Annotated in this window: 13 protein-coding genes and 1 tRNA gene; 1 reads left to right on the top strand and 13 read right to left on the bottom strand. The window is 40.7% G+C overall.

What is annotated here, in order from left to right; translation table 11 throughout:
- Positions 1 to 7: 7 nt before the first annotated feature.
- The 5 genes from ABRT01_RS07050 to ABRT01_RS07030 all read right to left on the bottom strand — a co-directional run bounded on the left by ABRT01_RS07050 (position 8) and on the right by ABRT01_RS07030 (position 4,035).
- Positions 8 to 1,189 (bottom strand): phosphoglycerate kinase, encoded by a 1,182-nt coding sequence (locus ABRT01_RS07050; protein WP_367746703.1) that lies wholly within the window; start codon positions 1,187 to 1,189, stop codon positions 8 to 10.
- Positions 1,190 to 1,306: 117 nt separating this feature from the next.
- Positions 1,307 to 2,314 carry a type I glyceraldehyde-3-phosphate dehydrogenase gene (gene gap / locus ABRT01_RS07045; protein WP_269411847.1) on the bottom strand — a complete coding sequence of 336 codons (1,008 nt, stop codon included), beginning with the start codon at positions 2,312 to 2,314 and terminating at the stop codon, positions 1,307 to 1,309.
- Positions 2,315 to 2,351: 37 nt separating this feature from the next.
- A complete protein-coding gene (locus ABRT01_RS07040; RefSeq protein WP_367746701.1) occupies positions 2,352 to 3,371 on the bottom strand; it encodes a sugar-binding transcriptional regulator in 1,020 nt (339 codons plus the stop codon).
- 135 nt (positions 3,372 to 3,506) lie between these two features.
- Positions 3,507 to 3,749, bottom strand: coding sequence for a glutaredoxin family protein (locus tag ABRT01_RS07035; RefSeq protein WP_269411845.1), 243 nt, complete (start codon positions 3,747 to 3,749; stop codon positions 3,507 to 3,509).
- A gap of 210 nt (positions 3,750 to 3,959) precedes the next feature.
- A tRNA-Arg gene (locus ABRT01_RS07030) sits at positions 3,960 to 4,035 on the bottom strand.
- 790 nt (positions 4,036 to 4,825) lie between these two features.
- Here ABRT01_RS07030 and clpP point away from each other — a divergent pair.
- The gene (clpP, locus tag ABRT01_RS07025; RefSeq protein ID WP_269411844.1) at positions 4,826 to 5,422 is read left to right on the top strand and encodes an ATP-dependent Clp endopeptidase proteolytic subunit ClpP; all 597 of its coding nucleotides are present in this window, start codon (positions 4,826 to 4,828) and stop codon (positions 5,420 to 5,422) included.
- A gap of 110 nt (positions 5,423 to 5,532) precedes the next feature.
- On the opposite strand, the gene ABRT01_RS07020 is transcribed toward clpP, so the two are convergent.
- From ABRT01_RS07020 to ABRT01_RS06985, 8 genes are all read right to left on the bottom strand, one after another.
- A complete protein-coding gene (locus ABRT01_RS07020; protein WP_269411843.1) occupies positions 5,533 to 5,787 on the bottom strand; it encodes an HPr family phosphocarrier protein in 255 nt (84 codons plus the stop codon).
- Between the two features lie 121 nt (positions 5,788 to 5,908).
- Positions 5,909 to 6,865 carry a DNA-binding protein WhiA gene (gene whiA / locus ABRT01_RS07015; protein WP_269411842.1) on the bottom strand — a complete coding sequence of 319 codons (957 nt, stop codon included), beginning with the start codon at positions 6,863 to 6,865 and terminating at the stop codon, positions 5,909 to 5,911.
- A 68-nt stretch (positions 6,866 to 6,933) separates the two neighbouring features.
- Positions 6,934 to 7,893 (bottom strand): gluconeogenesis factor YvcK family protein, encoded by a 960-nt coding sequence (locus ABRT01_RS07010; protein ID WP_269411841.1) that lies wholly within the window; start codon positions 7,891 to 7,893, stop codon positions 6,934 to 6,936.
- Complete coding sequence (rapZ, locus tag ABRT01_RS07005) at positions 7,890 to 8,780, bottom strand: RNase adapter RapZ (RefSeq protein WP_269411840.1); 891 nt, start codon at positions 8,778 to 8,780, stop codon at positions 7,890 to 7,892. The genes ABRT01_RS07010 and rapZ overlap by 4 nt, the downstream gene beginning before the upstream one ends.
- A gap of 17 nt (positions 8,781 to 8,797) precedes the next feature.
- The gene (locus ABRT01_RS07000; RefSeq protein ID WP_367746700.1) at positions 8,798 to 9,268 is read right to left on the bottom strand and encodes an 8-oxo-dGTP diphosphatase; all 471 of its coding nucleotides are present in this window, start codon (positions 9,266 to 9,268) and stop codon (positions 8,798 to 8,800) included.
- A gap of 243 nt (positions 9,269 to 9,511) precedes the next feature.
- Positions 9,512 to 10,468: a thioredoxin-disulfide reductase gene (gene trxB, locus ABRT01_RS06995; protein WP_269411838.1), complete on the bottom strand. Its 957-nt coding sequence runs from the start codon at positions 10,466 to 10,468 to the stop codon at positions 9,512 to 9,514.
- Positions 10,469 to 10,552: 84 nt separating this feature from the next.
- Complete coding sequence (locus ABRT01_RS06990) at positions 10,553 to 11,554, bottom strand: tetratricopeptide repeat protein (protein WP_367746699.1); 1,002 nt, start codon at positions 11,552 to 11,554, stop codon at positions 10,553 to 10,555.
- A 181-nt stretch (positions 11,555 to 11,735) separates the two neighbouring features.
- Positions 11,736 to 13,397, bottom strand: a complete 1,662-nt coding sequence (locus ABRT01_RS06985) for a glycerol-3-phosphate dehydrogenase/oxidase (protein ID WP_367746698.1) — start codon at positions 13,395 to 13,397, stop codon at positions 11,736 to 11,738.
- Positions 13,398 to 13,649 lie beyond the last annotated feature (252 nt).

Here is a 13,649-nt window from a genome sequence, read left to right as displayed (position 1 = left end):
ATCTATTTTATTTATCATCAAGTGCCTGGACACCTGGAAGTTCTTTTCCTTCCATAAATTCAAGTGATGCCCCCCCACCGGTCGATACATGATCCATGTCACCAGCAAAGCCAAATTTCTCAACAGCTGCAGCGGAATCGCCACCACCAATAACGGTATAGCCATCGGTTTCAGCCAATGCTTTGGCAACTGCCATTGTTCCGCCAGCAAATGCATTCATTTCAAATACTCCCATTGGTCCGTTCCAGATAATTAGTTTGGAATCAGCAACTATCTCTTGATAAAGTTCCCGTGTTTTTGGACCAATATCGAGCGCTTCCCAATCAGCAGGTATTTGATCAATTGCAACTATTTTGGTATTAGCATCTTCGGAAAAATCATCAGCAACAACCGCATCGACTGGCAGGACAAAGCGTACGCCTTTATCATCAGCTTTGTTCATAAATTGCTTGGCCAAATCAAGTTTATCTTCCTCCAACAATGATTTGCCAATTTCATATCCTTTCGCTTTAATAAACGTATAAGCAAGACCGCCACCAATAATTAGGTTGTCAACTTTATCCAGCAAATGGTCAATGACATCAATTTTGTCCTTCACCTTTGCCCCGCCAATGATCGCTGTAAACGGACGATCGGGATTTTCTAAGGCATTGCCAAGCACACGGATTTCTTTTTCCATTAAAAAACCGGCCGCAGCAGGCAGTTTCTCGCCCACTCCTGTTGTAGATGCATGGGCACGGTGGGCGGCACCAAATGCATCATTCACATATAAATCTGCCATGGACGCAAACGCCTCAATCAGTTGGGGATCATTTTTTTCTTCACCGGGCTCAAAACGGACATTTTCAATCAGTAATATATCCCCATTTTCAAGTTGGGAAATGGCTTGATTCACTTCTTCCCCATAAACAGCATCGGTTTTAGTGACCTCCTTACCAATTAGATCACTCAATCGCTTAGCAACTGGATCCAAGCGCAGTTCTTCTACCACATTCCCCTTTGGACGGCCAAGGTGACTTGCCAGGATTAAAATCGCACCATGTTCCGTTAAATACTCGATGGTCGGCAATGCAGCCTTAATGCGGGTATCATCAGTCACTTTCCCATCGCTCATTGGCACGTTAAAATCGACACGGCAAAAGACCTTCTTACCTTTCACATCAAGGTCTGTCAATGTTTTCTTATTCATATAAAGAGCCTCCCTGAAAAGTATGTACGGTTTTGTTGTTCCCTTTATCTGTCATTTCTAATCTAATGAAAAAGGGAGAGGAATAGCCATCCTCCCCCATTATACCCTAATTCTACCTTATAGTCCTTGTTCACCTATGAATGCGGCCATATCTACACAACGGGTTGAATAGCCCATTTCATTATCATACCAGGAAACAACTTTCACCATGTTATCTTCCAAAATCATTGTTGATAAACTGTCAAAAATAGAGGAATGACTGTTGCCAACAATATCGGAAGAAACAAGCGGTTCATCGGTATATTCCAAGACATTTTTCAAATCACCATTTGCAGCTTCTTTGAATGCTTCATTGACGTCTTCAGCAGTTACATTTTGCTCAAGATCAGCAACTAAATCAATGATTGAACCATCTGGTGTTGGTACACGAATGGCCATACCGTTCAATTTACCGTTAAGTTCTGGCAATACTTTACCAACTACTTTTGCCGCTCCGGTTGTTGTTGGAATAATATTTTGTGCAGCTGCACGGGCACGACGGTAATCTTTGTGTGGCAGGTCAAGAATTTGCTGATCGTTGGTATAGGAATGAACAGTAGTCATTAAACCACGTTTTAAACCGAATTTTTCATGCAATACTTTAGCAAGTGGTGCAATGCCATTAGTTGTACATGATGCGTTTGATAATACATGGTGTTTTGCCGGATCATAATCTTGTTCATTGACACCCATTACCATTGTTAAATCTTCTTCTTTAGCTGGTGCTGAAATGATTACTTTTTTGGCACCGGCATCCAAGTGTTTTTGGGCATCGTTGCGATGGGTGAAACGACCGGTTGATTCGATAACTACCTGTACACCGAGGTCTCCCCAGCCCAAGTCCGCTGGATCACGTTCGGACAATACTTTGATTTCTTTGCCGCCAACAACTAAATTAGAACCATTTACAGTAACTTCTTCTTCCAATTTCCCATGTACGGAATCGTATTTCAATAAGTGTGCAAGCATGTCAGCATCGGTTAAATCATTCACTGCAACAACCTCTACTGCATCATTTTTTAATGCTTGGCGAAATACATTACGTCCAATACGTCCAAATCCATTAATACCTATTTTTACTGTCATTTGATAGTCCTCCCATGAACTTAATATTTTAAAGAGATTATTCCCTTAAAATCTTTTTTGCCGCGGCTTCATCGGTGATAAACAAATTACTTTTACCCCATTTAAAATAAGATGTAATAGCTTGTGCCTTTGAGGCGCCACCAGCAACTGTAATGACATAGTTTGCTTTTGTCAGATCTTCCATCTGCATGCCGATTGTACGTACCTTGTGAACGACGTCACCTTGATTATTGAAATAATAACCAAATGCCTCACCAACTGCTTTATGATCGATTAGCTGCCGGATAACCTGATCAGTTGTTTTCCGCCGTTTGGCCATCGTTAGCGCATCACCAATCCCATGCAAGACAATGTCAGCATTACGGATCAGTTGTAAAACTTCCTGTATGGATGGTTCCTGAATCATTGATTGATATGATGATTCGCTTAATGGGTCGGGAACATACAACAAACGATATGCCCCCTTTGCCTTTTGTGCCATTTCAGCAACAATTGTGTTCGCTTGATTCTCCATTTTTTCACCAATGCCGCCCCTTGCTGGCACAAACAGGCATGGCACAGCATCGCCGATAGGATACATCGCATGTGCCACAGCAGCCATCGTTGTCCCACCGGTTACAGCAAGCGTCGGATTGTCCGCCACAATCGTTTTGAGAAACGATACACACGCCTTGCCCATTTCTAGTTTTACCCAATCCTCATCATCGCTATTACCAGGAACAACAATCGCTCTTTCTACATGTAATATATCCTGCAGTTGTTCTTCCAAAACTGTTATTCCCATGACTTCTTTCATAAAAGCAGCCATTTGCTTTACTACTACTTTCCCCTCATCCGTAATAAGCATTCCTTTTGGGGTTACATCCAACAACCCTTGGGTCTGCAGTAGATCTACCTCACCACGAACCGAGCGTTCAGTCATACCCGCCTGTTCCGCAAGACCTCGCCTGCCAATCGGCTGAAACATGCTGACACTTTTCAATACGGTATAGCGTTGTTGCATGATTTGCAGCAAATCTGGGAATAATTTTTTTTGTAAATCAATTAAAGCTCGCATCGACAAGCCCCTTTTGCTGGATCAATAATGTCCCGATAGGTCATAATATGTCCCGATTGGAGCAAAAAAATTACACAAAGAATCTTTGTATAATTTTATTTTATCATAGTGCAGGATAATTTCAACTTATAAATATCAATTTGCCATTTTTATTGCGTCTTCAAGGGTAGCCAAATTTATTTGTTCACAATCAAGTTCAACTGCACCTATTTTGACATATGGGATAAGTAATTGATATTTTTCCAGCCAGTTGTCATTGCTATAGATATCCCGTGTATCAATATCAAATGAATAATCTTGTTGCAAAAGTTTCAAAAGAGCCAACGCATTCTCGCATAATGGGCAATTTTCCTTCGTGTAAAAAATAACGTTAATCATCCGGAACCTCCATTATTCTGTTATGGTGTAGCATGTCCATAACCCTTATCTGTAATTGTGCCATAATCCCGGGAAATTTTATAATGATATGCTTAAGTCCTTTTGTGGTATGTATTACTTCACGCGAAATTCTGATGTTAGAAGTCTATTAGCAATGAAAAAGCGGCAAGGGAGTAAGCAAATGTTTACTTCCTTGCCGCTTTATTTAAGCGCGCCCGGGAGGATTCGAACCCCCGGCAGACTTGGTACCGGAAACCAACGCTCTATCCAACTGAGCTACGGGCGCATTTCGGATTAATTAACGCACAATGAACATTATAACTTCTTTAGTTTACAAATACAAGCCTTTTTTTACAAATTTATTCTTTCTCTTCCCTTGCAAACCACTGAAAATCATCTCTTCACAGAAAAAGTTTCATTTGACATTGACATAACAAATTTTTTCCACTAAATTTGGGAAAAGAGAGAAAATCCCCCAAAGCAGGTCACCACCCATGTATCATATTCATCCTGAAAATCAAAATATCAAAGGTCGGAATTCCCACGATGCAAACCAATACATCAAAAGCAACTAAAAAACCATTAAAAGAGAATGTACAAAGGATCTGGTAAAAATGGTGCTCCACATAATGAATTTGGAAGTTCAATAAATAAAGTTTATATTCTGTATAATAGGGAATGATGGAAGAAGCGGAATTTCGTGTTACAAGAAACACCCTGGATTGCAGACGGTTTTAGGGCTGGTTTTAAAAGGTTGCGGTTCATGTCGATCGTTTTTGTTTGACCTTTTTTGACCTATTAGGTATGATGAAACTATCCAATCTAAAAGTGCGAGTTCAAAAAGGAGGATAAAAAGGACCGAGAAGTTCTAGGCGGCGTAGCTTTGAGCACCGGAGTGTACATAAAAGGTACATGAGGAGCGGAAAAGCAAGCCAATACGAGCTTCAAAGGAAGGCCGACTAAAAACGGGCTTGCGCTCAGGCGTCGGCATCCCCCTTTTGCAGGGGCACGTCATTTTTACCGGACTTTTTGAACATCCTCTTAAATGGATCAATTGAAAGAAGGAGGAACTAACCATGAATTTAATCCCTACAGTTATTGAACAGACCAATCGCGGAGAACGGGCATATGATATTTACTCACGACTACTTAAAGACCGAATCATTATGCTTGGCAGTGCCATCGATGACAATGTGGCAAACTCTATTGTTGCCCAATTACTCTTCCTGGAAGCCGAGGACCCGGAAAAAGATATTTCCATCTACATTAACTCGCCAGGTGGTTCCATCACAGCTGGTATGGCTATTTATGATACGATGCAATTTATTAAACCCGATGTATCAACGATCTGTACCGGAATGGCCGCGTCCATGGGAGCATTCTTATTAACCGCCGGCGAAAGAGGTAAACGTTATGCTCTGCCAAATAGTGAAATTATGATTCACCAGCCATTAGGAGGCACCCAAGGTCAGGCAACAGATATTGAAATTCATGCTAAACGGATCATTGAAATCAAAAAACGCATGAATCGTATTATGTCTGAACGTACTGGTCAACCATTGGAGGTAATCGAACACGATACGGAACGTGATAATTTCATGTCCGCGCAAAAATCAGCAGAATATGGTTTGATCGATAAAGTGCTGGAACGAAACAATGAAAAAGATAGATAAGAAAATAAAAATAAATGAGGCGGGTCTTGCGGGATCTGCCTCATTTGTTTTATAGAATGTATTGCTGTAACACAAGTCATGTCCAGCTCTGGTAACTAGTCTCCATTTTTCTATGTTTCTGTAACAAACGAAGCCAAATGATTAATGGCAACCTCCTCATCAGCACCCTCGGCAATTAATGTAATGGTCTCACCAGTTCCTATCGCCAGACTCATCAATCCCATAATACTTTTGGCATTAATTCGTTTCCCATCTTTTTCCAAAAATAAATGAGAACCGTATCGATTTGCCTCCTGTACAAAATGTGCTGCTGGTCTTGCCTGTAATCCTGTCTCAAGCTCCACTGTCACAGACCTCTCAACCACTACCATCATCCTTCCTTTTTGTAAACGCTGTCATACATTTAATCGAAGCAACCTCCTTAAACAGGAGGTGCTTTCTAATAGTTTATAGTATACCATGAAATACATGGTAATTGCATCGTATTTACTCTTTTAATGCGCCCAACTTTTCGCCGTTGCGTAATTTATCGGCAAACTCATCAATCTTCTTTAGACGGTGATTTACACCAGATTTGGAGATCTTGCCGCCCTTAACCAATTCCCCTAATTCCTTTAATGAGACATCTTCATATTGAATGCGTAATATCGCAATTTCACGAAGTTTTTCCGGCAATGCATCCAATCCGACTGTTTGTTCAATAAATTTAATATTTTCAATTTGTCTGAAAGCTGCACCAATTGTTTTATTCAGGTTTGCTGTCTCGCAATTCACTAGACGATTAACGGAGTTTCGCATATCACGAACAATCCGGACATCTTCAAATTTAAATAAAGCATTATGTGCCCCAATTAAATTTAAAAACTCGGTAATCTTTTCGGCTTCCTTAATATACGTTATATAGCCGTTCTTCCGTTCCAGTTTACGTGCTTTTAGGTCAAAGCTGTTTAACAGGTCACATAGGGCATCGTTATGTTCCTGATAAAAATTGAATATTTCCAAATGGTAAGAGGAAGTCTCCGGATTATTAATGGATCCTCCAGCTAAAAAAGCGCCACGTAAATAGGCCCGCTGACAGCAGGTTTGATTTAAAAACTGGTTGGAAATTGTCCGCACAAATGTATATGGTTCCTCAAGAATATCAAGATCAACCAACAGTTTGCGTACATCCTTTTTTAAACGAACGATATATACATTATTTTTCTTTAATTTCATTTTTTTACGGACAAGCAATTCCACTGGCAGCGGATAGGAAGATTTAATTAATGTATAAATGCGGCGGGCAATAGCGGCGTTTTCTGTTTGCACATCAAGCAAATATGCCTGTCTGGAAAGGGAGATAGCACCATTCATACGGATTAATGCTGCCAATTCCGCAGTCTTGCAGCATTCATCCACCTCTATGGAAGTCAGCTCTTTCTTTATTTCTGAAGCAAAAGACATCCCTTCACACCCCCCTTATCGTTTCATCGAATTTGAAACAAACAGAAATAATTAGCAGGCCATTCTGTTCATTGATCAATAATAGAATAAAGCAGTTTGGCAATTTTCTGCGTATCATGGCGCAATGTCATTTTTGAATGGTCGATAATATCGCCTTCAATGATTTGTAAATTCATGGCAAGCAGCTGATCTATGTCGTAAACTACCGGGTCCGCGTTTTCTTCGGCATAAACACTTCGTACGGACTTGCTGATTGGTTCATTATGAACAATAATTGAATCTATACAGCCTTCACCGACATGATCATAAATGGCTTTCACATGATCACTGGCTGTATATCCAGTTGTCTCCCCTGCCTGGGTCATGACATTACATACATAAACCACACGACCTTTCGCTTCCCTGATGGCCATATCAATTTGTGGAATGATCAAGTTTGGCATAATACTCGTGTATAAACTTCCTGGGGAGATGACAATCAGATCTGCCTGTTCAATGGCCTTTACCGCATTTGGTAATGGTTTAATTGGCTGGGGCTTTAAAAATACCCGTTCTATTCGTTTATGGGCCATTGGAATGGCTGATTCACCCGAAACAATCGAACCATCGGTCATTTTCGCATGAAGTGACATATTTTCATTGGATATTGGATAAATTTTTCCTTTTACATTAAGCACACGTGAGATTTCCTTAATTCCGGTATAGAAATCTCCTGTTATTGATGTCATAGCAGCCAGCAAAAGATTGCCCATCGAATGGCCGGACAACCCATTTCCATTGGCAAATCGATGCTGGAATAGGTCAAGCAACATTGGTTCTGCATCTGATAAAGCAGCGATGACATTACGAATATCCCCCGGGGCAGGCATAGCCATTTCCGACCGTAATCTGCCGGTGCTGCCACCATCATCGGCAACAGTTACCAGGGCTGTTAGCTGAATTGGTAAATCCTTTAAGCCACGCAGAAGAACCGGCATTCCTGTTCCACCACCAATTACAACTACGTTTGCTCGGGCTTTGCTGTTCATATACGATTTCCCTTCCGTTTATCAATATCCCGGTGCGTAATATGCGTAATATACCCGGTTGATAATTGCTTTGCAAAGTATTCTGCCAACGTAACCGAGCGATGTTGCCCACCCGTACATCCAATCGCCACGACCAATTGGGATTTCCCTTCTTTTTTATACTGTGGCAGCATAAATTGCAGTAAATCAAGAACTTTTTCGCTAAATTTCTGTGTATCCGTCCATTTAAATACATATGATGCAACATCCTGATTCAGTCCTGTTAAAGGCTGTAAATGTGGAACATAATGCGGATTTGGTAAAAATCGGACATCGAACATTAAATCCGCATCAATCGGTACCCCATATTTAAAACCAAATGAGACCAAATGAACAGAAAAAATCTCTTGTTTATCTTCTGCATAAGCCTTTAGAATCTTTTCACGCAGTTCACGTGGTTTCAGATTTGTTGTATCAATTATCCGTTGCGCCCGCCCCCTTAGTTCATCCAGTATTTTCCGCTCCTGCTTAATCCCCTTAAGCGGCAGACCACCAACTGCTAATGGGTGGGAACGCCGCGTTTCTTTATATCTTGTCACAAGGGTCTCGTCCTTAGCATCCAAAAAGATAATGTGTTCCTCAAGCCAATCCGCTTCACCCAACACATCAAGCGCCTCAAACAGCGAATCAAAAAATTCACGCCCACGCAGATCCATTACTAGAGCAACCCGTCTAATATTATTTGTTGCATCTCGCATAAGCTCTAAAAATTTTGGCAACAGTGCTGGAGGGAGATTATCTACGCAATAATAACCAAGATCCTCAAAACTTTGTACGGCAACGGTTTTTCCTGCGCCAGACATCCCGGTAATAATAACTAATTTCGTTTCCTGTTCCATTTCGCTCATTATACATCCTCCTCGCCCTATATGGCGGAATCAGCCGGATCTAGCCGCATATCAAGCAACTCGTACGCTTTTGTATATTGAAATGTGCCGTATAATAATTTATTTGACGTGAAAGCATGTTGAAAAATCTTATGGTCACCTTCAGCCATTGGCAATTGATGCACACGACCAAGTGGAACCCATTCAAGCTCCCCTTCCCGACAATACGTTGTCATCTCACCCGTGTAATGATGACAAACAAAGGTGAACATCATCCACTCCTGAATAACATCTTCTCCATCAAAAATGTTAAATGTAAAAACCCCTGTCAGACGTGGATGACTTAACGTTAATGACGTTTCCTCCCAATATTCCCTTTGAACAGATTCCTTAATGGATTCGCCTTGTTCCATCTTTCCACCTGGGATCGCATACCACCCGTGTCTTGGTTTTTTTATGACTAATACGTGATCATCATGTATTAATATACAGTTTGTAACCCGCTGCATATGTACACCTCTTTCTAGCGAGGAATTCATTTTAATTCATCATTACTATTATACAGTAAAAACCCAGAGAGCAACAAATATATGATTAGATATAGAGGCTGCACAAAAAAATACACAGGCAACAAGTGCCTGTGTCAAAAACTAATTTATCTATTAAAAGGGGGTCAATTAGTTATGTTTTATTATACCCCCTCAATGTTTCGCGCGTGTTACAGTGACGTTAAAATGCAATTACTTCATTTTTTACGATGATTTAGCTGTGTTTAATTCTTCCTTTAAATCATCAATATAACTTTGTGCCGCTTCTGCAGCAATACTGCCATCGCCTGTCGCTGTCACAATTTGGCGAAGTTCCTTTTCCCGAATATCTCCGGCAGCGAAAATACCTGGTATACTTGTCTCCATGTTTTCATTAGTTGGAATGTAACCATCCTCATTCGTAATGCCAAGTGACTTAAACGGTTCACTTAATGGGACCATCCCAATATAGATAAATACTCCATCGGCAGGGAATTCACTTTTTTCCCGATTTTCTTTGTTATGCAGTGATACACTACTTACTTTACCATCTGGACCATTGATCGTGTCCACAACAGTATTCCAGATAAAATCAATTTTATCGTTATTAAATGCACGCTGTTGAATAATCTTTTGTGCCCGCAATTCATCACGGCGGTGAATGATCGTAACTTTGTTGGCAAACCGGGTTAAATACATCCCCTCTTCTACCGCGGAATCACCACCACCGATGACGACCAGATCTTTTCCTTTAAAGAAAGCTCCATCACAAACGGCACAATATGATACGCCGCGACCACCAAGTTCTTCTTCACCTGGTACGCCCAATTTTTTATATTGTGCCCCGGTTGTAATGATTAAGGCACGAGTTTTGTATTCATGCTTGCCCGCTTTGATCAGTTTATATTCACCATGATCTTCTACATCTTTAATATCACCATATGCATATGCTGCACCAAATTTCTTTGCGTGTTCAAACATTTTATTCGACAAATCCGGACCTAATATATTGTCAAAACCCGGGTAGTTTTCCACATCTTCCGTGTTGGCCATTTGCCCCCCGGGAATTCCTCGTTCAATCATTAGTGTGTCCAGATCTGCCCGTGATGCATATACCGCAGCTGTCATGCCAGCGGGACCGGCACCAGCAATAATAACATCATAAATACGTTCTTCGGACATGTAATTTCAGCCCCTTTTGTCTATTTTGATTAAGCCAACCTAATGGTATAAGAATTAGGTACTTTCGTCTATTATTCTGCTCAATCACAACATCCATTGTACATCTTCATATGCCAGCTTTGGGTGTTTTTTGCAACCTTCCTTCCACAGTTCCAGCGCTTTTGCTGCATTACCGGACTTAAACAACGCTGTACTATACCACCGATAATACGAAGGGTGATTTTTTACAATCCCTTTTTTCAGCAAGCGAAAACGGGCCGTTGCATCGGAATACAACCCAACACTTGCTAATGTCACTGCGATCCGTAATTTCTGCTGTTCTTGAACAGGATAGATATTTAATAGTGCCTGCACATATTTTTCACCTTCTGAACGCTGATTATAAGCATAATAAAAAATTGCCAAATTACATCGGCTAATCAACGAATTTGGTTCTTTATCCAATAGATCATGTTCGAGTTGTATCGCCCGTTTCGGTGAACCACTATAAAATAATGCCTGTGCATAATCATGATGCACCGCAGTATATTCCGGAAACAATGTGACCATTTCTTCGAGTAACGGCAATGCCTTTTCCCACTCCTGATTCTCCATATGATAAAACACTGTCTCTTGATAAATCAGGAGCTCATCCTCTTCCTCAAGCGCCCATTCCCCATCGTCTTCATCAATATCAAGTATTTCAAGCAAACTTTTGGCATCTTCGCTAAAATCGCCATCTGGTTCACTATCAAGATATGAGCGCGCATATTTTTTTGCATCCTGTAACAATCCTAAATGGGCATAATTGTTAGCCAGTAAATAATAACAATCTGTATATGCTTCACGGGTAAATTGTAATACATCAGTCAGCACCTGATTCGCCTTATCATATGCACCTATTTCCGTATAGACAATGGACATTTGGCATTGGTATAACGGTTCTTCAGGCTCCTGTTCAACCGCTTTTTGCAACCATTTTAACGAAAGATCAAATTTTCTTCGTCGAAAAGCTTCGACACCTTTCATAAAATAAAAGTCACCCTCAGGGATAAACGGTAGAATATTATCCTGCTCGCTTTTTGTTATATTCTTTAGTTGTTGCACAATTTTCCCCTCATTCTTTAGTAATCATCCGCAACAAAGTATAACACAGATTATCATGAAGATGGGGGGTTGGGGATTATTTTTGCGTAACGAAACAAAAACTCCTATCTTTTACGACAGGAGCTCTTTATCTTGAAAGAAAGAAACTATAAAAATTTACCGGACGCTTGCACCTTTGTCCTTATCCTACAGGTGTAACTGCCTCACGAAGCAGCTGGTCCAATTCATTACGGTAAGCTGTTTCCTGTTCATATGACCATCCCAAAACCTGTGCCATATAAGCAATTACATTGTCTTTGTGCGTTCTTACCCAGTTAATATCAAAGAATAAACCACCTGTGCGGCGGATAAAGAAATCAACCGGTTTATAGGTCAGTTCATATTCCATGGCGTAAATAAGTTGAGCAAAAACAACCGGATCAATTTCAACTTGTTTGGCTTCTGCTTGTTTTTCCTGATAAATTTCGAAAATGGTGTCAATATTTGCCCCATACTTCTTCACAAGCATCAATGCTGTTTCTTCATCAAGACCAAGCGCTTGTGCCTCTTCTATTTTCCGCTGTTTAAATTGCTGATACCCCTTTGATCCGCCAACTTCCCCACCGGAAATAGGCAGATTACGGGTCTCCGAATCCGAATATAAAATGTTTTCTTCTTCTTTTAATTGCTTGACAACCTTATCAACCGCTTGTTCCGCCATTTTTCGATAACCGGTTAATTTTCCGCCAGCCATCGAAATTAAACCAGAATCAGAAACAAATATTTCATCTTTCCGCGAAATTTCATCCGGGTTTTTCCCGTCTTCGGCAATTAATGGCCGTAATCCTGCCCAGCTTGATTCAACATCTGATGCCTTCATATCCATTGTTGGGAACATATAATTGATCGCATCAAGTAAATAATCACGATCTGCTTCAGTCATAGTTGGATGAGCGATATCTCCTTCATAGCTCGTATCGGTAGTACCGACATAGGTTTTATCTTCCCGGGGAATAGCAAAAACCATCCGTTTGTCAGGAGTATCAAAGTAAATGGCCTGTTGTAACGGAAATCGTTTTTTAGGAAATACCAGGTGAATACCTTTAGTTAAATGCAGTGATTTCCCTTTTTTAGAACCGTCCAATTCCCGAAGATCATCTACCCATGGCCCACAAGCATTGACAATCTTTTTGGCATAAATCTCATGCATTTCTCCGGTCAATTGATCACGTACATAGGCACCTATTACCTTCCCGGATTTATCATATATAAATTCTGTAGCCTGTGCATAATTGATGGCATGTGCACCTTTTTGCACAGCCTTTTTGATAACCTCAATGGTTAATCGGGCATCATCCGTCTTATATTCCACATAATACCCGGCACCTCTTAAATTTTCACGTTTGATTAAAGGCTCTTTTTTTAGTGCTTCTTGCGGGCTTAACATTTTTCTGCGTTCCGTTTTTTTAACACCGGCAAGAAAGTCGTAAACGCGCAGCCCAATGTTGGTAGTAAACGGTCCGAATGTTCCACCTTTATGAAATGGAAGCATCATCCATTCCGGCGTGGTAACATGTGGGCCATTTTCATAGACGATTGCCCGCTCTTTACCCACTTCCGCAACCATTTTCACTTCAAATTGTGCCAGATAACGTAAGCCGCCATGGACAAGTTTTGTTGAGCGACTCGATGTACCTGCAGCAAAATCCTGCATTTCGACCACTCCGGTAGATAATCCTCGGGTAACAGCATCCAATGCAATACCCGATCCTGTTATTCCACCACCGATTACCAGGACATCCAGCTGTTTATCTGTTAAGTTTTTAAAAATATGATCACGGTTAAAACTTGAAAAATTTGTCATGCCAATCACTCCCCATAAAATAAAACTTCATTGTGCAGGCCCGAACGAATCAGGAATACGGGCTGTTTCTCCCCTACTTTCGCATTTCGTTCTCCTAAATTGGAGGCGGGGGTATTACAGCCAATAAATGCTCATCATAAATCCACCAATCTATAGATATCAATTCCCGTTTCTATGGAAATTCATGTATCAAATGTGGAATTATATTTTAACAGGACGAAAATACGGAGGAAAAATGCGGATACGTGAAAG

The sequence above is a fragment of the Lentibacillus sp. L22 genome, assembly GCF_040812445.1.
GTDB classification, from domain to species: domain Bacteria; phylum Bacillota; class Bacilli; order Bacillales; family Amphibacillaceae; genus Lentibacillus_C; species Lentibacillus_C daqui.
This window is presented reverse-complemented; position numbering and strand designations above follow the sequence as displayed.